Origin of the sequence: Streptococcus sp. HMSC034E12, assembly GCF_001835915.1 — a bacterium.
Classification (GTDB): domain Bacteria; phylum Bacillota; class Bacilli; order Lactobacillales; family Streptococcaceae; genus Streptococcus; species Streptococcus vaginalis.
Map to the genome: position 1 here is coordinate 22,944 of NZ_KV826454.1, position 24,896 is coordinate 47,839.

The 24,896-nt window shown below is 40.2% G+C and carries 21 protein-coding genes, 1 other RNA gene and 3 pseudogenes; 6 read left to right on the top strand and 19 right to left on the bottom strand.

Features of this window, described 5'->3' with window-relative positions:
* Positions 1-109 precede the first annotated feature (109 nt).
* The 12 genes and pseudogenes from rpmH to HMPREF2574_RS07720 form a co-directional block, all read right to left on the bottom strand.
* Entirely contained in the window at positions 110-244 is a 135-nt protein-coding gene (gene rpmH / locus HMPREF2574_RS07665) for a 50S ribosomal protein L34 (RefSeq protein WP_003026476.1), read from the bottom strand.
* A gap of 153 nt (positions 245-397) precedes the next feature.
* A complete protein-coding gene (locus HMPREF2574_RS07670; protein ID WP_024052325.1) occupies positions 398-1,030 on the bottom strand; it encodes a hypothetical protein in 633 nt (210 codons plus the stop codon).
* Positions 1,031-1,122: 92 nt separating this feature from the next.
* On the bottom strand, positions 1,123-2,160 hold the full coding sequence (gene jag, locus HMPREF2574_RS07675; RefSeq protein ID WP_070812393.1) for an RNA-binding cell elongation regulator Jag/EloR: 1,038 nt from the start codon (positions 2,158-2,160) through the stop codon (positions 1,123-1,125).
* 12 nt (positions 2,161-2,172) lie between these two features.
* Complete coding sequence (locus HMPREF2574_RS07680; RefSeq protein ID WP_024052327.1) at positions 2,173-2,988, bottom strand: YidC/Oxa1 family membrane protein insertase; 816 nt, start codon at positions 2,986-2,988, stop codon at positions 2,173-2,175.
* Positions 2,972-3,331: a ribonuclease P protein component gene (gene rnpA, locus HMPREF2574_RS07685; protein ID WP_003030605.1), complete on the bottom strand. Its 360-nt coding sequence runs from the start codon at positions 3,329-3,331 to the stop codon at positions 2,972-2,974. The genes HMPREF2574_RS07680 and rnpA overlap by 17 nt, the downstream gene beginning before the upstream one ends.
* A gap of 245 nt (positions 3,332-3,576) precedes the next feature.
* A complete protein-coding gene (gene glpK / locus HMPREF2574_RS07690; RefSeq protein ID WP_070242092.1) occupies positions 3,577-5,088 on the bottom strand; it encodes a glycerol kinase GlpK in 1,512 nt (503 codons plus the stop codon).
* 153 nt (positions 5,089-5,241) lie between these two features.
* Positions 5,242-6,591, bottom strand: coding sequence for a glucose-6-phosphate isomerase (locus HMPREF2574_RS07695; protein ID WP_070584585.1), 1,350 nt, complete (start codon positions 6,589-6,591; stop codon positions 5,242-5,244).
* A 238-nt stretch (positions 6,592-6,829) separates the two neighbouring features.
* Positions 6,830-7,339, bottom strand: a pseudogene (locus HMPREF2574_RS07700) (transporter); the annotation flags it as partial.
* 16 nt (positions 7,340-7,355) lie between these two features.
* Positions 7,356-7,451, bottom strand: an RNA gene (ffs, locus tag HMPREF2574_RS07705) — signal recognition particle sRNA small type.
* Positions 7,452-7,599: 148 nt separating this feature from the next.
* Entirely contained in the window at positions 7,600-8,067 is a 468-nt protein-coding gene (gene tadA / locus HMPREF2574_RS07710) for a tRNA adenosine(34) deaminase TadA (RefSeq protein ID WP_024052330.1), read from the bottom strand.
* An 11-nt stretch (positions 8,068-8,078) separates the two neighbouring features.
* Positions 8,079-8,978, bottom strand: a complete 900-nt coding sequence (locus HMPREF2574_RS07715; RefSeq protein WP_083313004.1) for a restriction endonuclease — start codon at positions 8,976-8,978, stop codon at positions 8,079-8,081.
* 254 nt (positions 8,979-9,232) lie between these two features.
* A complete protein-coding gene (locus HMPREF2574_RS07720) occupies positions 9,233-10,525 on the bottom strand; it encodes an adenylosuccinate synthase (protein ID WP_024052332.1) in 1,293 nt (430 codons plus the stop codon).
* Between the two features lie 290 nt (positions 10,526-10,815).
* Between HMPREF2574_RS07720 and gshAB the strand changes: the two genes are divergently transcribed.
* A complete protein-coding gene (gshAB, locus tag HMPREF2574_RS07725; RefSeq protein WP_070812395.1) occupies positions 10,816-13,068 on the top strand; it encodes a bifunctional glutamate--cysteine ligase GshA/glutathione synthetase GshB in 2,253 nt (750 codons plus the stop codon).
* A gap of 94 nt (positions 13,069-13,162) precedes the next feature.
* Here the strand turns inward: gshAB and HMPREF2574_RS07730 are convergent, their stop codons facing one another.
* The gene (locus tag HMPREF2574_RS07730; RefSeq protein WP_024052334.1) at positions 13,163-13,720 is read right to left on the bottom strand and encodes a GNAT family N-acetyltransferase; all 558 of its coding nucleotides are present in this window, start codon (positions 13,718-13,720) and stop codon (positions 13,163-13,165) included.
* Positions 13,721-13,842: 122 nt separating this feature from the next.
* Positions 13,843-14,113: pseudogene (locus tag HMPREF2574_RS11065) on the bottom strand (alcohol dehydrogenase); the annotation flags it as partial.
* 287 nt (positions 14,114-14,400) lie between these two features.
* On the opposite strand from HMPREF2574_RS11065, the gene HMPREF2574_RS07740 reads away from it, so the two are divergent.
* The 4 genes from HMPREF2574_RS07740 to dusB all read left to right on the top strand — a co-directional run bounded on the left by HMPREF2574_RS07740 (position 14,401) and on the right by dusB (position 18,559).
* Entirely contained in the window at positions 14,401-15,219 is an 819-nt protein-coding gene (locus HMPREF2574_RS07740) for a coiled-coil domain-containing protein (protein WP_024052336.1), read from the top strand.
* Between the two features lie 17 nt (positions 15,220-15,236).
* Positions 15,237-16,508 (top strand): toxic anion resistance protein, encoded by a 1,272-nt coding sequence (locus HMPREF2574_RS07745; RefSeq protein WP_024052337.1) that lies wholly within the window; start codon positions 15,237-15,239, stop codon positions 16,506-16,508.
* A 220-nt stretch (positions 16,509-16,728) separates the two neighbouring features.
* The gene (hslO, locus tag HMPREF2574_RS07750; RefSeq protein WP_024052338.1) at positions 16,729-17,601 is read left to right on the top strand and encodes an Hsp33 family molecular chaperone HslO; all 873 of its coding nucleotides are present in this window, start codon (positions 16,729-16,731) and stop codon (positions 17,599-17,601) included.
* Complete coding sequence (dusB, locus tag HMPREF2574_RS07755; protein WP_024052339.1) at positions 17,588-18,559, top strand: tRNA dihydrouridine synthase DusB; 972 nt, start codon at positions 17,588-17,590, stop codon at positions 18,557-18,559. Before hslO ends, dusB begins: the two co-directional genes overlap by 14 nt.
* Positions 18,560-18,630: 71 nt before the next feature.
* Here dusB and HMPREF2574_RS07760 read toward each other — a convergent pair.
* From HMPREF2574_RS07760 to HMPREF2574_RS07770, 3 genes and pseudogenes are all read right to left on the bottom strand, one after another.
* Positions 18,631-19,075 (bottom strand): annotated as a pseudogene (locus tag HMPREF2574_RS07760) (GNAT family N-acetyltransferase).
* 42 nt (positions 19,076-19,117) lie between these two features.
* On the bottom strand, positions 19,118-21,547 hold the full coding sequence (locus HMPREF2574_RS07765) for an ATP-dependent Clp protease ATP-binding subunit (protein ID WP_070242100.1): 2,430 nt from the start codon (positions 21,545-21,547) through the stop codon (positions 19,118-19,120).
* A 3-nt stretch (positions 21,548-21,550) separates the two neighbouring features.
* Complete coding sequence (locus HMPREF2574_RS07770) at positions 21,551-22,012, bottom strand: CtsR family transcriptional regulator (RefSeq protein ID WP_042754057.1); 462 nt, start codon at positions 22,010-22,012, stop codon at positions 21,551-21,553.
* Between the two features lie 259 nt (positions 22,013-22,271).
* Between HMPREF2574_RS07770 and HMPREF2574_RS07775 the strand changes: the two genes are divergently transcribed.
* Positions 22,272-22,622, top strand: a complete 351-nt coding sequence (locus HMPREF2574_RS07775; protein WP_070242103.1) for a hypothetical protein — start codon at positions 22,272-22,274, stop codon at positions 22,620-22,622.
* A gap of 86 nt (positions 22,623-22,708) precedes the next feature.
* On the opposite strand, the gene tsf is transcribed toward HMPREF2574_RS07775, so the two are convergent.
* Together tsf and rpsB are read right to left on the bottom strand one after the other, a co-directional pair.
* Positions 22,709-23,752 (bottom strand): translation elongation factor Ts, encoded by a 1,044-nt coding sequence (tsf, locus tag HMPREF2574_RS07780; protein ID WP_003026508.1) that lies wholly within the window; start codon positions 23,750-23,752, stop codon positions 22,709-22,711.
* 82 nt (positions 23,753-23,834) lie between these two features.
* Positions 23,835-24,617: a 30S ribosomal protein S2 gene (rpsB, locus tag HMPREF2574_RS07785; protein ID WP_003026510.1), complete on the bottom strand. Its 783-nt coding sequence runs from the start codon at positions 24,615-24,617 to the stop codon at positions 23,835-23,837.
* Positions 24,618-24,896: the final 279 nt, after the last annotated feature.

Consider the following 24,896-nt stretch of genomic DNA (forward strand, 5'->3'; position numbering starts at 1 on the left):
TTCTATTATATCAAAATCTCGTGGTAAATGCAGTTTGTCTCGTTGTTATCCAACAAAAAAACCAGCGGTCTCGAGTTTCCGTTGGTTCTTCATCTTGTATTCGTTTGGATTATGCAGCCAAAACTTTGCGTCCTTTACGACGACGGCTAGCAAGCACACGACGACCGTTTTTAGTTGCCATACGATGACGGAAACCGTGTTTGCGCGCACGACGGATTTTACTTGGTTGATAAGTACGTTTCACTTTGAATACCTCCTCTTAGATTCTTGTATTCGTTTAGCCGGCTATGTGATCAGTTACTAAACATACTTTACTATTCTATATGATTCTACGCCTTTTGTCAATAGCAGTGCGGAATTGTTTTTGGTAAATCTAAAGAAAGGTTGCTTAAACCTCTTACAATTCTCTGGTTGCCTCATAAAAAGGAATGAGTGTTATCATAGCAGCCTGAAGCTCATCCAGAACTTGCCTTATTGATGTGGCTTGGGCTAAATCTACATCGTATTTCACTAATACTTTACGAACTTGCCCTGTTTTTACTTGTTGGCTCAAATACTGTCGATTTTCTTCTATTCCAGCAAATCGTTGACTGACACCATTTATTTGAGCCAAGTAATAAACCGGAGTTGCGATTGGCACCTGTAAAACTCGATTTTGCTTCGTCAGACTGGTTTCATCTTTCTTGCGCTCGATAAAGCTGACTTCTAACGATACTCCAAAATCTCTTGGCTTCCCATATAAACGCAGCGCAAACATTGGTTCTGTGATATCGCCATAACCACACAAATAGTTCCAAAAATGGGGACGCAAAATTTGAACTTGATTCATCCAGTCGCTGGTACGCTCCAGAGTTAATTTTGGATAAAATCTTTGAAATTGCTTAACCAAGTCCGAAAATTCCGCGCGTGCTGCCTGACCTTTCTGTTTGAAATCAAGCATCATTTCTCTCAATTCTCCCGCTTTATCAGGAGAAATATATTTATGTCCTTGTAATGCTAAGTAAGTTTCAATAGCTGGAAAAATAGACATGTAAGCTCCTTTCTTATCAATCTCAAGCACGTCAATTAGTGGACTAAACGGAAAGAAAGACTGAAAAGAAATTCTTCTCAGTCCTTAGTTTATTATTCACTGTCAATATCCACAACAACATAACGGTTTGGTTCGTCACCCTCTGAATAGCTGGTAAGCCCGTCCATTTTAGAAATAATTCGGTGAATAATTTTCCGCTCATTGTTAGACATAGGGTCGGTTTTTTGACTATGTTGGTATTCCAACACACGATCAGCTAGCTTCTGAGCGTAGCTTTGTAGAACTTCTGCTCGATGTTCTACATAATCATTGACATTGATAGAAATGTAAAAACTCTTAGAATAGCGATTATAAAGATAATTCTGTGCCAACAATTGAAGAGCTTTCAGCACTTTTCCGTGATAGCCAATAATGCGACCAGGCTCATTGGTATCAATCTGCATATTGATGGTTCGACGATTATGAGCACTTGCAATGCTAGCTTCAACATCCATTTCGTCCACGATGTTTTGCACATAGCCCGTCACACTCGCAACAACTTCTTCAACATCATAATTCTCTTCCACTTGAATGCCCAAATCTTCAAAATCAGCCGACTCTTCAGCTATCGGTTGGACTTCCGAGCGTTTTTCTACAGCCTGGTCAAAAGAAATAATCTTGTCAGTTGTCTTTTCTTCTTGAGCGACCGATTTTTGAAAATTTACGATGTCACTATCTTTCAATAAGTCAATTGTGCCTGTTTCTTCAAGAATCGTGCTGGCTTCTTTTTCGTGCTTCAAAATTTCAGCTTTGACATCATCTGAGATTTCTTTGCCTTCTCCTTCGATTTTTTTAATGGCTGCAACAACATGTCCTAAATCAACAGTTGCTTCACTCACACTTTTAACGGGCTCATTTTGAGCATTGATTGCTTCCGGAACACCTTTGACAGCTTTTTGGTTAGCTTTTACTACAGTTGTTTCGTTAATAGATTCCACATCAACTTGGGCTAATTTCTTGCCAAATAATCCTAAAAATCCTTTTTTCTCACGAGAAATCACCTTGATATGTGCTTTCATCCGTGGAATATCTAACTCGCGCAAGCCATTTTGAATGGCTTCTTCAACACTCGCTCCTGTAAATAATACCATACAAGTGCCTCCTTACTTTCTCTTTTTTTGTGCTTTACGATAAGCACGTTTTTTCTTTTCTTCACGTTCCCGCTCAGCAGTCGCTTTCGCTTCTCTTTCTGCAATGATTTTATACGGATTGCTTAGTAAAAGCGTTTGGAACACCTGATACGCATACGATGTGCTCCAATATAAAGCAACCCCACTTGCTACACTCATGGCAAAGAAGAAGACAAATAGCGGCATGACAAACATCATTCCTGTCATCAAGCCATTACGCTCTGCCATTCCTTTATTGCTCAACCAAGTACTCAAAAAGGTGAAAACAGCTGCTAAAACTGGCAAAATATAATAGGGATCTGTCGCACCCAGATTCAGCCATAGAAAGTGCCCTACTTTAAGAAATTCAACACGCGTCAAAGCATGATACAAGGCAATCAACACAGGCATTTGAATGAGCAAGGGCCAAAATGATGCCGATGGCTTTACTCCTAATTCCTTATACAGCTTTTGTGTTTCTTCTGCCAAACGACTGCGACTTTCCATGTCGCGTCCTGGATACTTCGCCTGCAATTCTTTCACTAACGGCTGCGCTTCCTGCATTTTCCGAGAAGCATTGATCTGCAATTGGAAAACAGGCAAAAGAACTGTCCGAATAATCAATGTGAAAAGAATAATCCCAATTCCTGTACTCCCATTGAATGACAGGAAACGAATCGTTACGGCGAAGAAATAGACAAATCTCTCCCATAAATCCGGCGAACTCGCTGTGACCTCACTCGTCCCACACGCCGTTAAGATGAGCGAAGCTAAAACTAAAAGCCCCGCCAGTTTACTTTTCTTTTTCACTACTCAAACCTTCCTGATAAATTTTTGCTATTTTTAGTACATGAAGCAAATTTTGCTCTAATTCTTGATAAGTCAGAATTTCCACACCTTTGCGTGCAATAACGACAAAATCAAGCGCTGCCAACTCTGCTTGATGAGCTATCAAAACGTGTCGAATACGGCGTTTAATCTTATTGCGCATGACCGCATTTCCTAGTTTTTTACTGACAGATATTCCTACTCGAAAGTGTTTTTGTTTCTTTTCTAATTTATAAATGACGAATTTTCTATTGGCAAAACTTTGCCCACTTTTGAAAATCGCATTAAAATCTTTCTCGCTCTTGACGCGATAGCTTTTCTTCAAAACTCAACTCCATCTACCAAAATTATATCTATTATACCATAATTTTCAAAAAAACCAATAAGATCAGGCATATTCACCATTTTACTCTATCCAACTGATACAAAACGCATGTAATTCACTCTTAGTCTGTTAAAGGAATCGTAAAGCCAAAAAAGAGCGACTAAGATTGGCCCCTAATCGCCCTTTTCCATTTGCTACGAAATGATTACATGCATTCATCAATCTGAACAATGCTGGGTTTTTAACTATTTTTTAGATTCTTTTGCAAAAAATTGTGTGGCTGCAACCGCTGCTTTCCAGCCTTTGTACAATTTTTGGCGCTCTAGCCCTGACATAGTTGGCTGGAATGTTTCCCCGACCGCATTTAATGTTTTCAACTCCTCCATGTCTTTCCAATAACCAACCGCAAGACCTGCCAGAAAAGCTGCCCCAAGAGCTGTTGTTTCCAAATTTGCCGCACGCGCTAACTCAATTCCCAGAATATCTGCTTGGAACTGCATGAGGAAATCATTCATGGCAGCACCACCATCTACCTTCAGAACTTGGATAGCTGTACCTGTGTCCATTTGCATGGTGTCAATGATATCACGCACTTGATAAGCAATGGATTGCAGAGTTGCCTTGATGAAGTCTTCTTTACTTGTTCCACGCGTCAAGCCAAAAATGGAGCCTCTTGCTTCTGGATCCCAATAAGGCGCTCCAAGCCCTGTAAAAGCTGGAACAAGGTATACTTCATTTTCATTGGTAGATTTTTTTGCATATCTCTCAGACTCAGGTGAGCTAGCAATCATACGAAGACCGTCACGAAGCCACTGAATGGCACTACCCGCAATAAAAATCGAACCTTCCAAAGCATAAGTTACTTTGCCATTTATCCCATAACCAATGGTCGTCAAAAGATTATTTTTGGATAAATTGCACTCCTGACCAGTATTCATAATGATGAAAGAGCCTGTCCCATAAGTATTCTTCACCATTCCCGGCTCAAATGCTAATTGCCCAAAGAGAGCTGCCTGCTGATCGCCCGCCATTCCTGCAATTGGTACCTCTCCACCATAAAAATGATAAGGTGCTGTTTTACCGTAAATTTCTGAATTCGAGCGAACTTCTGGCAACATCGCTTTAGGAATGTTGAGTAAGGACAAAATCTCATCATCCCATTGGAGCTCTTTGATATTGTATAGCATGGTCCGCGCTGCATTTGAATAATCAGTCACATGAGCTGCACCATCCGTTAATTTCCAGACTAACCAGGTATCAATCGTACCAAAGAGCAATTCTCCTCGCTCTGCACGTTCCTGCGCTCCCTCTACCTGATCTAAAATCCAGCGTACCTTGGTCGCAGAGAAATAAGCATCTATGATCAAACCTGTTTTTTGATGAAAGAAATCTACATATCCATCTTGCTTGAGCTTTTCTGCTAAAGGAGCTGTTTGCCGAGACTGCCAGACAATGGCATTGTAAATGGGCAAGCCCGTTTCTTTATCCCACACAACCGTTGTCTCCCGTTGATTGGTAATGCCGATTGCTTCAATCTCTGTGGGCTTGATGCCACTTTCAATAAAAGCATTTGCAATGACCGACTGCACAGAATTCCAAATCTCATTTGCATTGTGCTCAACCCAGCCCGCCTGTGGAAAAATCTGAGTAAACTCTTTTTGACTCGTGGCAACCTTCTCACCCTTTTTATTGAAAATAATCGCCCGTGAGCTGGTTGTCCCTTGGTCAATCGCCATGATATAGGTTTCTTGTGACATAAAACGCCTCCATTGTATGTTCTGCTTTTATTATACACAATAAAGCGCTTTCTTTCTATCTTTTTCTTCTGTTTTTGTGAAAATTTCACTTAAACTTTGTTTCAAGCATATAAAAAACGACTTCCTTTCAGAAGCCGTTTCATTATTTACACATTACAAACGAGCGTTCAATTCTTTGCTCAATTCTTCAAATCCTGGTTTTCCAAGAAGAGCAAACATATTTTTCTTGTAAGCTTCTACACCTGGTTGGTCAAATGGGTTAATAGCATTCAAGTAGCCAGAAATAGCAATAGCCAACTCAAAGAAGTAAATAGTATAGCCAAGAGTAAAGGCATCTTGCTCAGGAAGTGTTACATACATATTTGGCACGTCACCGTCAGTATGAGCCAGAAGTACACCGTCTGTCGCTTTCTTGTTAACAAAGTCAACATCTTTTCCTTGAAGATAGCCAAGTCCGTCTAAGTCTTCTGCCAATTCAGGAATCGTTACGTTTTTGCGTGGTTTGTCCACACGGACAACTGTTTCAAACATAATACGCGCACCTTCTTGGATAAATTGTCCAAGAGAGTGAAGGTCTGTTGAGAAATTAGCAGATGTTGGATAAATACCTTTTTGGTCTTTTCCTTCTGACTCACCAGCTAATTGTTTCCACCATTCTGAGAAGTATTGCAGAGATGGTTCGTAGTTAACCAAAATTTCAGTCGCATAGCCTTTGCGATAAAGGATGTTACGAAGAGCTGCGTACTGATAAGCTTCGTTTTCTGCAATCTTGTCTGAAGTGTAGTCCTTACGAGCAGCATTAGCACCTTCCATAAGGGCTTTGATGTCTGCGCCTGATGCTGCAATTGGTAAAAGTCCTACTGCTGTCAATACAGAGAAACGTCCGCCAATGTCATCTGGCACCACAAATGTTTCCCAACCATTGGCATCTGCTTCCACCTTAACTGCACCTTTTTGGCGGTCAGTTGTCGCATAGATACGTTTGTTAGCTTCAGCTTCACCATATTTTTTAATCAAAAGTTCTTTGAAGACGCGGAAAGCAATAGCAGGTTCTGTCGTTGTCCCTGATTTAGAAATCACATTAACTGAGAAATCTTTATCTGAAACGTATTCTACCAAGTCTGCAAGGTAAGTAGATGAAATAGAATTTCCAGCATAAAGGATTTGTGGAGCTTTGCGTTCTTCTTTGGTTTGCAAGTTTGCAAAATGATTGCTCAAGAAATCAATCGCTGCTTTTGCTCCAAGGTATGACCCACCAATCCCAATCACGACCAAAACATCGCTGTCTGATTTGATTTGTTCTGCCGCTTTCAAAATGCGAGCGAATTCTTCTTTGTCATAGTTTTCTGGAAGGTCAAGCCAGCCACGGAAGTCACTTCCTGCACCAGTTCCTTTGCGCAACAGTTCATCTACCGCAGAAACTTGTGTTTGCATGTAATCTACTTCATGCGGTGCAACAAATTTTCCAAGCACGTTTGAGTAATTAAACTGAATATGTGTCATTATAGTCCTCCAATTTTTCTTCTCTACTATGATACCGCTTTACTACTTTTTTATCAAGCAATTTTCTTGAATAAAACGTTTCCAAATTGTTTTTTTATAATTAACTTTCAAAAATCGCAATCTCATACCAACCTTTAAAGCAATCGTTTGCGTAAATCAAAAAATAATCACCCACAGAATACTTCTAAAATAAAAAATAGAGGAAAATAAATAGTAGCCTAATCTTAGGTTCGAGAGTTTAACTAATGTTTCCTTTTTTGAGTCGATTATTTTGCAGAGACAGCAAAAGTGCCAACAGTGAAAAGACAACAAAAATAAACCAGCACAAGTAGATATTGTAGGCAGAGAGAACTGAAAAGAGGACCGTTCCCAATGGCAGAGAAAAGGTAAATAATAATCCGAGAAAGTTATTGCTTTGAGCCAAGACATCAGACGGTAGATTTGCCATTAACATAGCATCTAGTTTAGGCGTGGATTTCCCCATTATGTAAGCAGAAAAAGCTAAAATAAGAATCCCAATGATGGATGGCAAGCCTACTAAGTTGCTAATGCCAACTAATCCAAATGAAGAACTATTCATTATGAGCAGAAATGAGAATGATTTTTTTGAAAAATAATCGTGAGGTGTTAAACTTCCTAAAATGGCGCCAACTAACAAAACAACTTCTACGATCAAAAGAGATTGTGCATAAGTAAGATGAAAAATGGTATGTTTTAGAAAATAAAAATTGTAAATACTGTTAATAGCAATCGTTCATACTTCTTCATATACAAAAAGAGCACACAATCCACACTCGCTTAGGGCTGCTGGATTCCTCCCCTGACCCGCTTCACGCAGAATTGTTGCTCCGATAAGTATTATACCATAAATTTGTTTTTATGCCAATCACGATTTTCTTTTTTCTCAAAAAAGAATAGATATTCAGAGCGAAAAATTGCTAATCTACCAATAATAACATTAACTCTGCTACTATCTGGATAAAACCATAGCCTTCTTAACAAAATGCTTCATTTTTGTCTCCTCTTCCTAAAAAAGTCTTGCATCATCTGAGCACATTCTGCTTTCAAAATCCCACTTTCAAGCTCAACTCGGTGATTGAGCCGTTCATCTGTTAGAATATCGTAGAGGCTACCGGCAGCACCAAACTTTTGATTTTTTGCTCCGTAGATAACCTGCGGAATGCGAGCCAGACCAATGGCACCGCTACACATGACACAAGGCTCAATGGTGACAAAAAGAGTCGTGTCTAACAAGCGCCAGCTTTTTTCATGAGCGTTTGCCTTTTCAATCGCCATCACCTCAGCATGCATGACAGCTCGCTGCAGCTCCTCACGCGCATTATGCCCACGACCGATAATTTCTCCGTCCTTGACAATAACACAACCTATTGGAATTTCATCGTTAGCCAGTGCAATTTTTGCTTCTTTCAAAGCCTCCCGCATAAAAAATTCTTTTTCTTCAACTGTATAGTTCATCTTTTAACCATCTAATCCTCTGTATGATAAAAATCTCCTAATTCATAAGTCGTGACTTCTCTGACATGAAGTTTATATTTGGCAACTAGATCCGCAATATCTTCTCCATTAATTAAAGTAATGACTCTAGTTCCTTGACGAGCTGCTTCAATGGCACTTCTTGAAAAATCAGAAGTTGTAATAAAAATACCATATTCTGCATTGTATTTATCCATTGCACCGCGGAATTTATCAATCTCCGGAGAAGGAACATTGTTTTCCCAACGCTTTGCTTGGATAGCTACGCGATTGGTTCTGAAGTCATCTGTACTAGTAATATAGCCAAAACCATCTAAACCACCATCATTAGTATAACTAACCCCAATTTTTTCATCTAGTTTGACACCCATCTCCTTGACTAGACCACGAGCAAAAGTTTCAAATTTTTGTGGTGACATAGATTTTAAAGTCCTTGTCAACTCAACTCTCCAATTTTCTTTTGAGTCATCTAGTGAATGTTTAAGTTCCTTTTCAAAGGATAACTTGAAGAATTGTTTTGACTTCTTCTCATTTTTCCAAAATTGAATGGCTTTCTGTTGAATATCGCTAGCAAAATGCTCATCCAGTTTCAATTTTCTACCTAATTCTGTCAATTCAAAAGTCGATTGCTTTGGTTTAGAAAGATAGCCCGTGATAAGCAAACTTTTGGCAGAAAAATTAAAAGTGTAATCACTAGGTTTATAAATTTTTCCACTTTTTTGAGACACTTTTTCTTCCTCAAAAAAATTATCATCTATCGTATTTTCTCCCTTTTTAATAGCATCTAGCAACTCTCGTTTGGTTGCATAGCCACCTAGCTTTTTTAAATTCCTGATAATTTCACTTATCATTATTTTTTCCTGTTCTTTATTAGACAAATCTGTAAAGTTCATCATTTATCTCCTTTGTTCTCCATTTATTATATCATGTTATAAACCCGAAAATATAAAAAAAGCCACTTTACAGTGACTTTCAGGAGATTATTATGAAAAAGTTTAGGATTTCTATCAAATAAAGTTAGGAGGTCTTCATCTGATGATTTTAGTATAACCCAGCTAGCTTAAAATTAACTTAAAAGAGAATCATTCTTTAAACTTTTTTATTGCGTCAATAAAAAGCGAGCCGAAACCCGCTTTGTCTGCTTCTATTACAAACTTGACCAAACACTTTCCAGGATATTCGTCTGTTCACGACCTGGACCAACAGAAAAAGTGGAAATGCGGACACCGACAAGTTCACTCACACGGCGGACGTAGTTGCGGGCATTTTCTGGCAACTCTTCTAAACTGCGAACACCTGTAATGTCTTCTGACCAACCTGGTAATTCTTCATAGATTGGCTTGCACCGTTTGAGCTGCTCCAGACTAGCCGGATAATGATCAATGCGCTCACCATCTAGGTCGTAAGCGACACAGATTTTAACCGTATCAAGTCCCGTCAAAACATCAATCGAATTGAGAGAAAGGTTAGTAATACCAGATACACGTCGGCTGTGGCGCATAACAACCGAATCAAACCAACCAACACGGCGAGGACGTCCTGTTGTCGTTCCATATTCATGGCCAACTTCACGAATGTGGTTGCCTACTTCATCAAATAGTTCTGTCGGGAATGGTCCGTCACCAACACGACTGGTGTAGGCTTTACAAACTCCGACAACCTTGTCAATCTTGCTTGGACCCACACCGGAACCAATCGTTACGCCACCTGCGACAGGATTGGAAGAGGTAACAAATGGATAGGTGCCTTGGTCAATATCTAGCATAACTCCCTGTGCCCCTTCAAAAAGGACACGTTTACCTTGATCAAGAGCGTCGTTCAAGATAACCGACGTATCTGTCACGTATTGTTTAATCTGCTGACCATAAGCGTAGTATTCTTCAAAAATATCATCAAATTGGATAGCTGTGCTGTCGTAGAGTTTTTCAAAGAGACGATTTTTTTCAGCTAAGTTGCGCTCCAAACGTTCTCTGAAAATATCTTTATCCAACAAATCCGCAATGCGGATTCCCACACGAGCTGCTTTGTCCATATAAGCTGGACCAATCCCCTTAATAGTCGTTCCGATTTTGTGATCGCCTTTGGCTTCTTCCTGTAAGCGATCCAACTCGATATGATAAGGTAGGATAACATGAGCACGATCTGAAATCCGAAGATTATCCGTCGTAACCCCTTCTTCGTGCAAATAAGCCAATTCATGTACCAAAGATTTTGGATTGACCACCATTCCATTTCCAATCACAGAGATTTTTTCTGGGAAGAAAATCCCTGATGGAATCAGGTGCAGCTTGTACTTCTTACCGCCAATTACAATAGTATGACCCGCATTATCTCCGCCTTGATAACGGGCAATGACTTCGGCATTGGCTGAAAGGAAATCTGTAATCTTTCCTTTTCCTTCATCTCCCCACTGGGTCCCTACAACAACAACTGATGTCATAATCTTGTCTGAGCTAAGTGCTCGTCCTTTCTTGTCTACATGGCAGGAGTCTCACCTGCAATTATATCTTATACTTTATTATAAGAAAAATTTCTTCTTTTTTCAAGATAAAACCGCCATTGTTATTTGTAAATGACGAAGTTTGAATATCCCGCCTTTGTGAAACCTGTGTCTTATCTAAAAATATGATCATTTTCTTTTAAAAAAGGTTCGGAAAACGTAGTAGAAATTTGTCTTCTAAGCATTTTTATACTAGACTAAAAGTATTAGAAAACAAACAGGGATTTACCATGAACATCAATCATTTGTTAGAAAAAATAGCAGCAGATGCACCTATTTTACAAGCTACTTTCGGGTTGGAAAGGGAGGGCTTGCGCGTCAATCAAGACGGAAAATTAGCGCAAACTCCTCATCCTCAAGCATTTGGAAGCCGTAATTTTCACCCGATGATTCAGACCGATTTTAGTGAGCAGCAATTAGAACTCATCACCCCGATTGCAACTTCTACAAAAGAAGCAAGGCGTTTTCTCGCTGCCATTACTGATGTAGCTGGACGCACCATCCAAAAAAATGAAGCAATCTGGCCACTCTCTATGCCCCCAAAATTGTCACCAGCAGAAATTCAAATTGCTCATTTAGAAAACGATTTTGAGCGTCATTATCGAGAAAGTTTAGCAGAAAAATATGGAAAAACGCTACAAGCCATCTCAGGCATTCACTACAATGTGGAATTAGGAACAGACTTGATTCAAGCTCTTTTCAAGGTCAGTGATTACCAAAATATTCGGCTTTTTAAAAATGACCTCTATCTTAAATTGGCTCGAAACTTTTTACGGTTCCGCTGGTTTCTGACCTATTTATACGGGGCAGCACCAATTGTTGAAGAAGGGTTTTTGACGAGAAAGATTTCTCAGCCTGTACGCTCTATCCGCAACAGTGATTTGGGATATGTAAACGATAAAAAGATTCACATTTCCTATGCTTCACTAGAGTCTTATGTAAGCGATATAGAGAAATACGTGGCACAAGGCGATTTAATTGCCGAGAAAGAATGCTACATGCCTGTTCGTTTCCGTGGGCAAAAAGAAAATCGGCGTTACTTGGAAAAAGGAATTACCTATTTGGAATTCCGTTGTTTTGACCTCAATCCTTTTGAGGTGCTAGGAATCAGTCAGGAGACCATGGACACGGTTCATCTCTTTTTGCTTGCCTTGCTCTGGCTAGATGATGTAGCAGACCCTGATGAAATCCTAGAGCAAGCTCATGCTCTAAATGAAAAAATAGCTCTTAGCCACCCTCTGACTCTTCTGCCCGTTGAAGCTGATAGCGATCTGCTCCTTAGAGCTATGCAAGCTGTCATCCACCAGTTCGGATTAAGCTCCTATTATCAAGACCTGCTTCATCATGTGAAAAATGCAGTTGCTAATCCCAGCCTAACCCTTTCCGCCCAACTATTGCCTTATATTCACAATCATTCCTTAGAAGCCTTTGGTTTGGAGAAAGCCAAAGCATATCACAACTACGCCTGGACTGCTCCATACGCTCTGAAAGGCTACGAGAACATGGAACTCTCCACTCAAATGCTCCTCTTTGACGCTATTCAAAAAGGAGTGCAAGTAGAAATCTTAGACGAAAGTGACCAGTTTTTAAAGCTTCAACATAAAGATCATATCGAGTATGTCAAAAATGGCAATATGACCTCAAAGGACAACTATATCGTGCCTCTTGCGATGGCAAATAAAACAGTGACTAAGAAAATGTTATCTGCTGCTGGTTTTCCCGTTCCTGCTGGAGCTGAATTTTCCACTCTGGAAGAAGGAATAGCTTACTATCCCTTTATCAAAGATAAGCCGATTGTTATCAAACCCAAATCCACCAACTTCGGGTTAGGAATTTCTATTTTTCAAGCACCTACCAATCGAGACAGTTACCAAAAAGCATTGGAGATTGCCTTTTCAGAGGACAGCTCTGTCCTTGTTGAGGAATTTATCGCAGGAACCGAATACCGTTTCTTTGTCCTAGGCGGAAAATGTGAGGCGGTGCTTCTGCGCTTAGCAGCCAATGTTGTAGGAGACGGTCGGCACACCATTCGAGAACTGGTAGCTTTTAAAAATACCAATCCCCTACGAGGGCGCGACCATCGCTCTCCACTGGAAATGATTGAGCTTGGTGAGATTGAGCTGCTCATGCTAGCCCAGCAAGGTTATAAAGCAGATGATGTCCTACCGCAAGGAATTCAAGTTTTTCTTCGCCGTAATTCTAATATTTCTACTGGTGGAGACTCAGTAGATGTGACTGAAACCATGCACACCTCCTATAAGGAACTAGCAGCAGAAATGGCAGCTGCTATGGGAGCTTGGGTCTGTGGCGTGGATTTAATTATCCCGAATAGCACACTTCCAGCCAGCAAAAACAATCCTAACTGTACCTGCATTGAGCTCAATTTCAATCCTTCTATGTATATGCACACTTATTGTGCAGAAGGTCCCGGTCAAAGCATTACACCTAAAATATTGGCTAAACTCTTCCCAGAAATCCATTAAACTTCATTACATAAAAAAACGAGCAAAATAAACAGCTCGTTTTTTTATGTATAACTTTCAATGAAAAATAGAAATATCTGCTAGAATTTCTCAGCTACTCCCAGTCTCTTCCATGACCATGCTTGATTTCAAATTCAAAATAACCGTCTTCTTGGATTTTTTTGAAAATATCACGGTAGGCTTCTTCATCAAAAAACGGTCCTTTATAAAGAATTTCAAAGCTTAAACCGTCGTATTCTAAGTAGGCATGCGAAGAGCGAAAGCCGTTTCGCTGGTAGAAATCCATACGAGCTTTTCGCTGTTCCAGATTATCACAAGGCTCGTCAAGGCGTTCTACCTCTAAAACCATGGTTCTTTGATAAAAATCCACCAACTTATCAATAATTTTGCCACCATAACCGTGGCTGCGTAAATGAGGCATGATCGCAAAAAAGCTAACATAAAAGGCTTTGTCATTGTAGACTGAAAAGGCAAAACCGACAAATTCATTCTCATCATAAAAGGCAAAGAAATGAGAAAATTCTCCATCTCCATAGCGTAGCAGCTCTGATAGCGGTGCACGCTCCTCCTCAGGAAAGGCTTCTATATTCAATTGCTCTACTTTTTCTAAATCTGGAAATTCAGCTGTAATAATCTGACTGGTTAAAGACATGACTTTCTCCCTTTTTAACTGCTTTTCTTTTATTTTATCAAAAATGAAGGTATTTGAGAACTATTGGACTAACATTCACAATCATAAAAGAGGCCGGATTCTACCAACCTCTTTCGGAACTCTTAATTCATCACAATCATCGCTTTAATCGTTTTTCTATCAGCCATGTTAGGCTTGGTCAATGTCTTCCAATTTGTAAGATTGAGTGAAAACTTTACCAGGATTGATTTGACCGTCTAGAACTGCTTTTAGCAAGATTTCTTTGTCATAAGTTGTACAAGAAGCCGGTCCGCTAGCCATTGCCAAATTGACCATCCAGTAGTCACCGATATTGATGTCCCCTGTATGAGGTACACCGACTCGTCCGACAACAGCACCTGGACGAGCAACTTCCTATACTTCCATTCTCCCCAGCTTCACAAAAACTGCTGCTTTCATCTTATTGTTCCTTTCTCTATTAAAAAGATGATGCTCCACATTCATCAAAAAGATAAAACATTTACACTTTTATTATATACCTTGGAGTGCACTCTAAGTCAAGAAATTTTTGAAAAATCTTATCAGTCCATGATTATTTTCAGCCAAACTTTTTATTAAAAATATCGTTCAGTTCCGTCTTTGATACTTTTTTATGCTAAAATAGACTTAGAAATTTCAGAAGAAACGGGATTAGATAATTTATGTCCAGAAGAGATTATAGAAATGTACGTTCTAGAAGATGGATTGGTATACTGCTTATTTTTATCGCAGTTGGTATTATTATGCAGTACCTCATCCCGATCCTCTTTGCTGTCGGGATAGGCTACGGAATTTACTACTATGCAACCCATCAGCCGAAAAAAATCACAAGACCTAACGCCAGTCAGCAAATTGAAGATTTGAAAGAGGAAATCGGTACCGCAGATAGTCGAATCAAACAATTAGATGCTTATCTGGAAGAAAGGGCTTATGAAAAATACCAACAGTTGGCTGAACAGCTCTTGCCTCAATTAAGCTATATCCAAGGTCGGACTGATACCTTGAGAAAACATATCTCACCTGAGATTTACCAGCGGATTCAACGGAAAGTGCAAGACGTAACAGCAGACATTCATGCTCAACTTTACAACCTCCGCACGCAAGATGCTGAGAGTACAAAGTCAAGCCTTGAAGAATTAGCACCAGAATTGCTCGAAACCATTCACAATATCCAAACCGACCATGAAGCTATTCTCAAGAAAATTTCTCAGTCAGAAAGCAACAACAAGGAAGAATTAACTGCGATCCATCAGTCTCAAATGGAGCATTATGAGGATATTTTGGAGGGCTACCTAAAAATCAAGACTTCCCCGAAAGATTTTTACAATGCCAAGGAACGGCTCTCCAGTGCCAAAGTGGCTATTGAACAGTTTGATTTAGACTTGGATGAAACACTCCGTCAGCTCAACGAAGCTGACCTACGAGACTTTGATATCAGCTTGCGGATTTTAACTAAAAAAGAGACGAACACAGAACTATAACATCAAAAGGAGACCTTATGAGCCAAGAATTTAACTTCGACATTGACAAAATCGCTAACAATGCCATTACGAAAACGGATAAAACCACCGAGATTATTGAATCAACCAAAACCCAAGCAAATGGGCAGTTAACTTTTTTGGAAAAATTAACTCCTGAACAACAAAATGCTATCATAGCAAAAGCCCCTCAGTTGGTAGATAACTTTATTTCCGACCAAAATGCTCTTTTAGATTTTGGACAAGCCGCGGTCGAAGATGTTAATAACACTGTCAACCGTATTTTAGCCGAGCAAAAGAAACTTCAAATCCCACAAGTCGATGAATTGCTAAAAAACACTAATAAAGAGTTAAATGGTTTTGTTGCTAAGTACAAGGATGCTCAAATTGCAGAACTAGATAAAAAGCCAAATTTCTTAGAAAAACTCTTTAAACAAAGTAAGAATACCTTGCAAGAGTTCTATTTTGATTCACAAAATATCGAGCAAAAAATGGACGGAATGGCTGCTACTGTCGTCAAGCAAGAAGATGTACTCGCACGCAATATCGTTTCTGCTGAGATGTTGATCGAAGACAATACCAAATCCATTGAAAATCTAGTCGGTGTCATATCCTTTATTGAAGCCAGTCAAAGAGAAGCTAGTGCGCGTGCCTTGACTCTTCAAAATAAAGTGGCACAATTAGATACCGCCACTCTAGATTACCAAACCAAATCACAAGAATTGGCCCGCTTGACTGAAGTTGTCAATACATTGGAACAGCAACACACTGAATACATCAGCCGTCTGTATGTTGCTTGGGCCACTACCCCGCAAATGCGTAATCTCGTGAAGGTGTCTTCTGATATGCGCCAAAAGCTCGGAATGCTCCGTCGCAATACCATTCCGACCATGAAGCTCTCTATTGCTCAACTAGGCATTTTGCAACAATCAATGAAATCTGGTCAGGTAGCGGACGCCATTTCTAATGCCAACAATGCAGCGCTTCAAATGCTGGCTGAAACCAGCAAAGAAGTCATTCCACAAATGGAGAGAATCTCGCAAAATCCAACAATTGCAGTCGAATCTGTCACTAAGTTGGCTGAAAGCTTAGTCGCTCAAAACCAAGGTATTATCGAAGCCATTGACAAAGGACGGGAAAAACGCGCTCTCCTTGAAGCGACCGTTATCCAATCCGCTGAAACCATTAACGACTCTGTTAAACTACGCGACCAAAAGATTATCCAAGCTTTGCTAGATCAGGGAAAAGAAACTCAAAAAGAAGTGGATGAACGGACTACAAACGAAAACTAATGGACTGGAACAAGAGTTTAGGACAAAAGTTTCCTAAATTCTTATAATATACTATTTTTTCACCGAAACGAAATAGATGCTTGGTTGTTGTCATTCCTTGCTATGCAAAGAATGACAACAACCTCGTCAACTATGCGGGGTGGGACAACAAAATCAATTTCTTACGAAATACCGATTTTTGTCCCGCTCCCTTTTCTTTTTTTATGTTACAATAAAAGGTATGGACAAGATTATTAAAACTATTTCAGAAAACGGAGCTTTCCGAGCTTATGTACTGGACAGTACTGAAACCGTTCGGACAGCTCAAGAAAAACATCACACTCAGGCCAGCTCAACTGTAGCACTAGGTCGCACGCTCATTGCCAGTCAAATCCTTGCCGCAAACGAAAAAGGAGATACAAAAATCACCGTCAAAGTGCTAGGGACAAGCTCTCTCGGTGCTATTATCACCGTTGCAGATACAAAAGGTACTGTCAAAGGTTATGTGCAAAATCCCGGCGTAGACATTAAAAAAACCGCGACTGGCGAAGTGCTGGTCGGACCATTCGTTGGAAATGGCGAATTCCTCGTCATTACAGACTATGGAACTGGAAATCCTTATCATTCTATGACTCCGCTTGTGTCCGGTGAAATTGGCGAAGATTTGGCATTCTATCTAACAGAAAGCCAGCAAACTCCGTCAGCTGTCGGGTTGAATGTTCTACTAGATGCCAATGACAAGGTCAAGGTTGCTGGTGGCTTCCTCTTGCAAGTCCTTCCAGGTGCCAAAGAAGAAGAAATCACCCGCTTTGAAAAACGAATCCAAGAAATGCCTGCTATTTCAACACTTTTGGAATCTGAAAACCATATTGAAGCCTTGCTTTCAGCTATCTATGGCAACGATCCCTACAAACGCTTGTCAGAAGAAAAGCTCCGCTTCCAATGTGATTGCAGCAAAGAGCGGTTTTTAAATGCCCTCTCAAGCCTACCTAAGTCAGATCTTGAAGAAATGCGAGATGAAGACCACGGTGCTGAAATCACTTGCCAATTCTGCCAAAGCACGTATCATTTTGACGAGAAAGACTTGGAGGAACTCATTCGTGACAAATCTTAATACCGCTTTTTTGATTGGTGATGTAAAAATTCCCAACCGGACTGTTCTCGCTCCTATGGCAGGAGTGACCAATTCGGCTTTTCGGACAATTGCAAAAGAGCTGGGTGCAGGTCTTGTCGTCATGGAAATGGTTTCAGACAAGGGCATTCAATACAACAACGAAAAAACACTCCACATGCTGCATATTGACGAAGAAGAACATCCCGTTTCCATTCAGTTGTTTGGCAGTGACGAAGATAGTTTGGCGCGCGCAGCCGAATTTATCCAAGAAAATACCCAAACAGATATTGTGGACATCAATATGGGCTGTCCCGTCAATAAAATTGTTAAAAACGAAGCTGGGGCAAAATGGCTCAAAGATCCAGAAAAAATCTATTCTATTATCAATAAAGTTCGTTCTGTTCTAGATATTCCGTTGACTGTAAAAATGCGCACTGGTTGGTCGGACGCCTCACTAGCTGTGGAAAATGCACTGGCAGCTGAAGCTGCTGGTGTGTCAGCTCTTGCTATGCACGGACGCACACGCGAACAAATGTATACCGGTCACGCTGATCTTGAAACCCTCCACAATGTTGCGCAAGCCTTAACCAAGATTCCTTTTATTGCCAATGGCGATATTCGTACTGTCCAAGATGCTCAACAGCGTATAGAAGAAGTGGGGGCAGATGCTGTCATGATTGGGCGCGCTGCTATGGGCAATCCGTATCTTTTTCATCAGATTAACCACTATTTTGAAACAGGAGAAATCCTGCCTGATCTCAGCTTTGAGGATAAAATGCAAGTCGCTTACGATCATTTGAAACGTCTAATTGACCTCAAGGGCGAACATATCGCCATTAGAGAATTTCGTGGCTTAGCACCTCATTACCTCCGCGGAACGGCTGGCGCGGCCAAACTCCGCGGTGCCATTTCCCAAGCCAACAGCCTTGCGGAAATTGAAGAATTGCTACAAGTCTAAACATTAAAAGACACCAATCATCTGGAAAATTATTCCCAAATGGTTGGTGCTTTTTATTTAAAGAGTAATTTCTACCAGGTATCTATCCGAGTCATTTCAGTCCTCGCTTGATTGCGGTAAATAAGATCTTCTCGAACAGAGAAACCTAATTTCTCCCAAAACTGATTCCCCTCTTTATTTCTTTTAAAGACAACCAAGGCGACCTTATGAATTTTCAAATCATCTAAGACAGTTAAAACTGTCTCAACCAACTGCCGAGCAATCCCTCTCCTGCGATAGTTCGGATGAACAGCTGTATGATAGATTATAGGCTCTTCGTCCGTCCGAACCAACTAAAATCGCTCCGATAATCGTTTGATTTTCTACTGCCACCAGACAAGTTTGAGGATTTCTCTGCAAAAAACGAGCAATTCCCTCTTTTGAATCATCTAAATCATTCAATCCCATGCCTGCACATGATAACCACAATTGATAAACCTGATCATAATCCGTTTCTGTCATTTCACGAATGTTCATCTTTTAAGTCCTTATCTATCCCTAAATGTTTCAAGGAAAAACTCAGAGCACTTCAAACTTCAGCTGTCCAGTTTTGACACCGACTTTCAAACTTTGTCCCATCTGTAACTCACCAGCTAAAAGTAATTCGGATAAATGATCTTCTACCTGAGTTTGTAGAGTTCTGCGCAGTGGACGAGCTCCCATTTCAGGGTCATAACCCTCTTGAGCCAGAAGTTTCAAAGCACTAGGTTGGAATTTCAGTTCAATTCCTTTTTCAGCGAGACTGACAATGAGTGGCTTCACCATAATTTTTACCACTTCTTGCATGTCTTCGCTAGTCAGGCTATGGAAAACAACCTTTTCATCAATCCGATTGATAAATTCCGGACGATAACTTTTCTTGAGTTCTTCCATCATCCGTTTTTCCATGCTTTCATGATCAAAGCGGGCATCACGCGCTCCAAAACCGACCGTCTTATCATCCCGCAAACTTGTCGCACCAAGATTGCTAGTCATAATGATAATGGTATTGGAAAAATCCACCTTGCGTCCCTTACTGTCGGTCAGCACCCCGTCATCTAAGACTTGTAGAAGCACATTGAAAATATCAGGATGTGCTTTTTCTACCTCATCAAAGAGGAGTACAGAGTACGGACGATTGCGAACTTTTTCAGTTAATTCGCCCCCTTCTTCATAACCGACATAACCTGGAGGCGCTCCATTAAGTCGACTGGCAGCAAATTTCTCCATATATTCACTCATATCAAAACGAATCAATGCTGTTTCGTCATCAAAAAGAACTTCCGCTAAAGCCTTAGCCAGCTCAGTTTTTCCAACCCCAGTTGGACCCAAGAACATAAAGGAGCCAATTGGACGTTTGCTGGTGCGAATGCCGGATTGATTGCGCCGAATCGCTCGACTGATAGCAGAAATTGCTTCATTTTGCCCAATGACCCGTTTGTGCAGTTCCTTTTCTAAATGGAGGTATTTCTTCGCATCTGTTTGCGTCAACTTTTGCACAGGAATTCCCGATAAACCGCTGAGTGTTACCAAAATATCCTCGTCTTTAACCTTTAGTTTGTAGACAATTGGCTGACTTTCTTTTTCCAACAAAGTGCCAACCTTTTTCCAATCGCCTGCCATTAAAGCCTCGTCTGCTGCACTCAATTCTGTTTTTACATGATTTTGCGGACCTTTATTTTGTACCGTTGCGGCAGCTTCATCTAGCAAATCGATCGCCGAGTCAGGTAGATGTTTACTTGTTAGATAACGATGAGCATACTTAACAGCTGTCCCAATCGCTGAATCTGTAATCACCACTTTGTGGTGTTCTTCATAGCTTTTCTTGAGCCCCTGTAAAATCGCAATACTATCAGCTACCGTAGGCTCTTCAATAGTAACCTTGGCAAATCGCCGTGAAAGAGCCGCATCTTTTTCAATATATTTCTGGTACTCTTCTTGTGTCGTTGCGCCGACCGTTCTAAGTGTTCCTCTAGCCAAAGCTGGCTTGAGAATGTTCGCTGCATCTAATGTCGAATCAATCCCACTGCCAGAACCCATAATAGTATGAAGCTCATCAATAAAGAGAATCACATGCCCGTCTGCTTCAATATCATTGATAATATTGTTCATCCGCTCTTCAAAATCACCGCGAAAACGAGTCCCAGCTACCACATTCATCAAATCCAGCTCCAGAACTCTCATCTTTGCAAGCTCATTTGGAACTTGACCAGCTGCCACACGTTGCGCCAAACCAAGGGCTAATGCTGTCTTCCCAACTCCTGCATCTCCTACCAACACTGGATTATTTTTCGTCTTGCGACTTAAAATCTGAAGCATGCGAGAAATCTCTTTATCCCGCCCAATGACCGGTTCTAAAAGACCAGCACGAGCCATTTCGGTTAAATCACGGGTATAATCTTCTAGTCCACCACTGGTAGAAGGAGGCATCCCCATCATATTGACCATCGTTTGTTTCGCTGCAGCAGTATTTTTATTTAAGTGGCGAATAGCCTTTATATCTTCTTTACCCCAGCTAGCCTTATGCTCTAAGTTTTTCCGAAGATCGGTCATACGCAAAACGCCTTCTTTATCCTCATAGCTAAAGCCTGTAAATTCAAGGAGACGTGCCGCCAAACTTCCTCGGTCAAACAGCATAGCTAACAACACATGCTCTGTCCCAAGATTCTTAGCATGCACAACCTCTGCAATTCGCTCAGCTGTCAAAAACAACACTTTCATACGATGAGAAAACGGCCAAATGGTAAAGCTTCCCTCTTGTTGATAAATCTTTCCTGTGATATGAAAGGCTGCTTTCTCAAAATCATCAATTTCAAGCGGATAATCATTTAAAACTGAACCCGCAACACTATAAGGATTATTCGCCATGGCAATCAACAAATGCCAAGACTCCAAATAATCCGTTTCAAAATGACTCGCTAACAGTTGTGCCGACTCAATACTTTCTGTCAAAGCTTTTGAATATTTCATATATTAGTTTTTCCCTTTTCTATCAACTTGTTGTAAAATTTTCTTTAACATCTGCGCACGAATCTGTGCAGCATTTACTCCCAATACCCTGTCTGTTGTCGTCGCTAAAAGAAGATTCCCTTCTCGTTCTGTCATGATTTTTTCATCAAACAATAACTGAATGATATCTGTAAAGACCTGTTGACTGATTTGCTCGCCAACGCTATGCAGTAAATCACAAAGCAGCTCATGATGATTAGAGAATTCAATCCGACCAATCCGAATGTAGCCGCCTCCACCACGCTTGCTTTCAACAACATAGCCACGACTTTCCGTAAAACGTGTCTTGATGACATAATTTATCTGACTTGGAACAACCTGAAAAACATCCGCAATTTCACTGCGCTTCAACTCTGCAATCCCAGCTTGAGCTAAAATTGCTTTGATGTATTCCTCAATACTGTCTGACGTATTCTTATGGCTCATGACAACCCTTTCTTCCAGTTCTTTCTTTTGCTCCATAAATGAGCAACTGACATTGACTATCTTTGACTAATATTATACCGAAAATCTCTTATTTTTGAAAGAAAAAGACCTAAATGAAAAACTGAAAAGTCTGATTATTCAAGCAAGTGAAAAAGCTTATAGAATAGGAATAATTAGAGTGTAAGCGCTTGCCTTTTAATTTTAAAGCGTTATAATATAGATGAAAATTTGACGATAATAATAAAAGGAGGCCAAATGAATGAAAATGGATTGGTTCAAATATACACGTCATGTACTGGTTTGGTTGGTTTCAACTTTATTCTTTTTTACAGTTATTTCTGCTGATTATGTGGATGTCCAAGTCGTCCCGTTAGTCATCTGCTTATTTGCTCCATTTTTATTTGAACCGTCTTCAATAAAACCTAAAACAAAATGGACAATTGATTTAGCCATCATTGCTGTAAGTGTCTGTGCTATTCTCTTTACACAAACATATCGAATCGCTTTTACCTACTCCGAAATTACCTATCTACTAATTTCTTTAATCGTTTTAATATTTGTAGACTCTGTGATTTCTCACAAGGGATTCACGAAAAAAATTGTAAAATAATCGCAGACACTATTAGAAAAGGCTAGAGAGTTATATCAGCTCTCTAACCTTTTTATTTATGATTTAAACACTAACTATTGATTGCCTTAGTTTTGACCAAGTGCAGCAGCCATAGTTGCAGCTACTTCTGATTCAAAATCATTGGCAGCTTTTTCAATGCCGTCACCTACTTCAAAACGAGTGAAGCTTGCAATTGTCACACCTTGGCTTTCAAGAAATGCTTCAACAGTCTTGCTGTCGTCCATGATATAGACTTGCGCAAGTAATGTGTAAGCTTGGTCAACTTTTGTATTGTCCAGCATGAAGCGATCCATTTTACCAGGAATAATTTTGTCCCAGATTTTTTCTGGTTTACCTTCAGCTGCAAGACCAGCTTTGATGTCTTCTTCAGCTTGTGCAATCACTTCATCCGTCAATTGAAGTTTAGAACCAAATTTGTAGTGTGGAAGCGCTGGTTTACCAACCATTGCACGACTTTCGTTGTCTTGATCAATTTTGTGGTTCATTTGAGCCAATTCATCATGGATAAATTCTTCACTCAATTCTTTGTATGAAAGAACAGAAGGTTTCATAGCGGCAACGTGCATTGCCACGTGTTTTGCAAGATCTTCGTCACTGCCTGAAAGAACTGTGATAACACCGATACGTCCACCATTGTGTTGGTAAGCTCCAAATACTTGATCATCTGCTTTTTCAACAACTGCAAAACGACGGAATGAGATTTTTTCTCCGATTGTAGCAGTTGCACTAACATAAGCAGCTTCAAGTGTTTCACCTGAAGGCATTGTCAAAGCAAGAGCTTCTTCGTTGTTAGCTGGTTTGCCTTCTGCGATTACTTTAGCTGTTTCGTTTACCAATTCAACGAATTGAGCATTTTTTGCTACAAAGTCTGTTTCTGAGTTCACTTCAACGATAGCGGCAACATTGCCGTTTACATAGACACCAGTCAATCCTTCAGCAGCAACACGGTCTGCTTTTTTAGCAGCTTTTGCCATACCTTTTTCACGAAGCAATTCAATTGCTTTTTCGATATCGCCATCTACTTCTACAAGTGCTTTTTTAGCGTCCATGACACCAGCACCAGATTTTTCACGCAATTCTTTTACAAGCTTAGCTGTAATTTCTGCCATTTTGATCCTCCAATTAAGATATTACGGTTTTATTTAATAAAAAGGGGAGGGCTAGGCCCCGCCCCATAAGTTCGTTACTTGATTATTCGTTTGAGCCTTCGACAACTTCAACGATTTCTTCGATAGAATCTGCTTGTGAATCAGTTGCAGCTAATTCTGCTTCTACTGATTCAACGTTATCTTCACCTTGACGGCCTTCGATAATTGCATCAGCCATTTTCGCAGTAATTAACTTAACAGCACGAATAGCATCGTCGTTAGCTGGAATGATGACATCAATGTCATCTGGATCTGTATTTGTATCCACCATCGCTACAACTGGAATACCTAATTTCTTAGCTTCTTTAACAGCGATTTGTTCTTTATGTGGATCCACAACATACATCACATCTGGAATACGTGGCATTTCTTCGATACCACCCAAGAATTTTTCAAGACGAGCGCGTTGTTTGTTAAGAAGAGCGACTTCTTTTTTAGGAAGAACATCAAAAATTCCGTCTTCTTCCATACGTTTGATTTCTTTCAAACGAGCAACACGTTTTTGAATCGTTTCCCAGTTTGTAAGTGTTCCACCCAACCAACGGTGGTTGATATAGTATTGACCAGCACGTTCTGCTTCTTCTTTTACAGCATCAGCAGCTTGTTTTTTCGTACCAACAAACAAGATAACTGCATCGTTAGCAGCTGCGTCACGCATAAAGTCGTATGCTTGATCTGCAAATTTTACAGTTTGTTGCAAGTCGATAACGTGGATACCGTTACGTTCTGTGAAGATATACTTCGCCATCTTAGGGTTCCAGCGACGAGTTTGGTGACCAAAGTGTACACCAGCCTCAAGAAGTTGTTTCATTGAAATTACTGCCATGAGTAATGTCTCCTTTATTGTTTTTTCCTCTCCCAGATTTCAACTCGCAAAACCACCCATAGGCAACGGCTTCACAATTCATCTGAAATGAGTATTTGCCGATTACACGACATTTATTATCATATCAAAATTTCTTCCATTTTACAAGAGGGTTTCTGCTTTTTCATGCCAAATGCACGAAGAAAATCATTCGAAATTTATAACTTTTAAAAAAGGAAAGTCCTGACTTGTCTTAATCGCTATAGTCTTTTAAGTAGGCTCTTAATTCTCGAATCATGG

Bases quoted from the DNA above. Each gene is read 5' to 3' on its own strand.
- HMPREF2574_RS07775 (WP_070242103.1), top strand. From the start codon at position 22,272: ATGAAAATGGATTGGTTCAAATATACACGTCATGTACTGGTTTGGTTG.
- HMPREF2574_RS07715 (WP_083313004.1), bottom strand. From the start codon at position 8,978: ATGAACTTTACAGATTTGTCTAATAAAGAACAGGAAAAAATAATGATA.
- HMPREF2574_RS07720 (WP_024052332.1), bottom strand. From the start codon at position 10,525: ATGACATCAGTTGTTGTTGTAGGGACCCAGTGGGGAGATGAAGGAAAA.
- HMPREF2574_RS07740 (WP_024052336.1), top strand. From the start codon at position 14,401: ATGTCCAGAAGAGATTATAGAAATGTACGTTCTAGAAGATGGATTGGT.
- HMPREF2574_RS07695 (WP_070584585.1), bottom strand. From the start codon at position 6,591: ATGACACATATTCAGTTTAATTACTCAAACGTGCTTGGAAAATTTGTT.
- glpK (WP_070242092.1), bottom strand. From the start codon at position 5,088: ATGTCACAAGAAACCTATATCATGGCGATTGACCAAGGGACAACCAGC.
- HMPREF2574_RS07745 (WP_024052337.1), top strand. From the start codon at position 15,237: ATGAGCCAAGAATTTAACTTCGACATTGACAAAATCGCTAACAATGCC.
- jag (WP_070812393.1), bottom strand. From the start codon at position 2,160: ATGGTATTATTTACAGGAGCGAGTGTTGAAGAAGCCATTCAAAATGGC.
- hslO (WP_024052338.1), top strand. From the start codon at position 16,729: ATGGACAAGATTATTAAAACTATTTCAGAAAACGGAGCTTTCCGAGCT.
- tadA (WP_024052330.1), bottom strand. From the start codon at position 8,067: ATGAACTATACAGTTGAAGAAAAAGAATTTTTTATGCGGGAGGCTTTG.
- HMPREF2574_RS07730 (WP_024052334.1), bottom strand. From the start codon at position 13,720: ATGTCTTTAACCAGTCAGATTATTACAGCTGAATTTCCAGATTTAGAA.
- rpsB (WP_003026510.1), bottom strand. From the start codon at position 24,617: ATGGCAGTAATTTCAATGAAACAACTTCTTGAGGCTGGTGTACACTTT.
- HMPREF2574_RS07670 (WP_024052325.1), bottom strand. From the start codon at position 1,030: ATGTCTATTTTTCCAGCTATTGAAACTTACTTAGCATTACAAGGACAT.
- HMPREF2574_RS07765 (WP_070242100.1), bottom strand. From the start codon at position 21,547: ATGAAATATTCAAAAGCTTTGACAGAAAGTATTGAGTCGGCACAACTG.
- gshAB (WP_070812395.1), top strand. From the start codon at position 10,816: ATGAACATCAATCATTTGTTAGAAAAAATAGCAGCAGATGCACCTATT.
- tsf (WP_003026508.1), bottom strand. From the start codon at position 23,752: ATGGCAGAAATTACAGCTAAGCTTGTAAAAGAATTGCGTGAAAAATCT.
- HMPREF2574_RS07770 (WP_042754057.1), bottom strand. From the start codon at position 22,012: ATGAGCCATAAGAATACGTCAGACAGTATTGAGGAATACATCAAAGCA.